The organism is Arthrobacter sp. JCM 19049 (assembly GCF_001310435.1).
The window spans coordinates 1-1,306 of sequence record NZ_BAXF01000557.1 but is presented as its reverse complement, the minus strand read 5'-3'; the positions used below and the strand labels follow the sequence as shown (position 1 = coordinate 1,306).

General features: G+C 65.3%; 1 pseudogene. It reads left to right on the top strand.

Features of this window, described 5'->3' with window-relative positions:
- Positions 1-331 precede the first annotated feature (331 nt).
- Positions 332-1,306: pseudogene (locus tag JCM19049_RS14425) on the top strand (MFS transporter); the annotation flags it as partial.

Here is a 1,306-nt window from a genome sequence, read left to right as displayed (position 1 = left end):
CACGCCCATTTCAATTCGCATCCGAGCTGCGCACCGGCAGCCGGCGGTGCGCAGTTCGCCTTTTCAGCGGCCAGGAACGCCCGGCCGCATTCCCCGGGGAGCGGACCCGGGTGCGGCGCACTTCACGCTTTGCCGCAGTGTCCACCGAATGGAAAACCGTGGGAACTTCTTGACTGTGAGGCACGGCACACATAGCGTTAAGCAACAGTGTTGCGATAGGCGCAACTGATAAACCTACCGATGGCGGTGGACAGTGACCCAGAACGACCAACTCAAAACACCAAACCCGACGGCCTCGGCCGTCCGCAACCCGGCCTCCTGTTCAGCTTCCGTGGCCGATGCCGCGGGAAGCGGAGCCATTGACGGGGCCACCCGGCGCAAAGTAGTCGCCGCAAGCTTCATCGGCAACTTCGTGGAGTGGTTCGACTACGCGGCCTACGGCTACCTGGCAGTGACCATCGCGGCGGTCTTCTTCCCCAGCGACGACAGGCAACTGGCCCTGCTGATGACCTTTGGTGTTTTCGCCATCTCCTTCCTGGTCCGTCCGCTGGGCGGATTCGTGTGGGGACACCTCGGCGACCGGATTGGTCGCAAGGAGGCACTGAGCTGGTCAATCCTGCTGATGTCCGGGGCCACCTTCTGCATCGCCCTGCTGCCGGGCTACGCCAGCATCGGCATCGGCGCCCCGCTCCTGCTGCTGGCCTTGCGCCTGGTCCAGGGGTTCTCCGCCTCCGGTGAGTATGCCGGCGCGGCGGCCTTCCTGGTCGAATACGCCCCGGCGAACCGGCGCGGACTGTATGCCGCGGTGGTTCCGGCCAGCACCGCCACGGGCCTGTTGCTCGGATCGCTGATGGCGGCCCTGCTCACGGGCCTGCTCCAGGCGGATCAGATGGAGTCCTGGGGCTGGCGGCTGCCCTTCCTCCTGGCCGCACCGATGGGCCTGATTGGACGCTACATCCGCACCAAGTTGGAGGACTCCCCTGCTTTCCGGGCAATGGCCGAGGAAGAAAACGACGCCCCGACCTCTCCGGTCAGCTCGCTGTTCCGCGAGCACTGGCGGCGCCTGCTGCTGGCCGCCGGTGCGGTGCTGCTGAACGCGGTCGGCTTCTACGTCATCCTCTCCTACATGCCCACCTACCTCTCCGAAGAGCTGCACCTGGACGCCACTCGTTCCTACCTGGCCACGACGGTGGCGCTGGTGACCTACATCGCTTCATCTTCATCACCGGCATGCTTTCGGACAAGTTCGGGCGCAAGCGGGTCCTGATGAGCGCCTCGGTGCTGTTCGTCCTGTTCACGGTGCCAG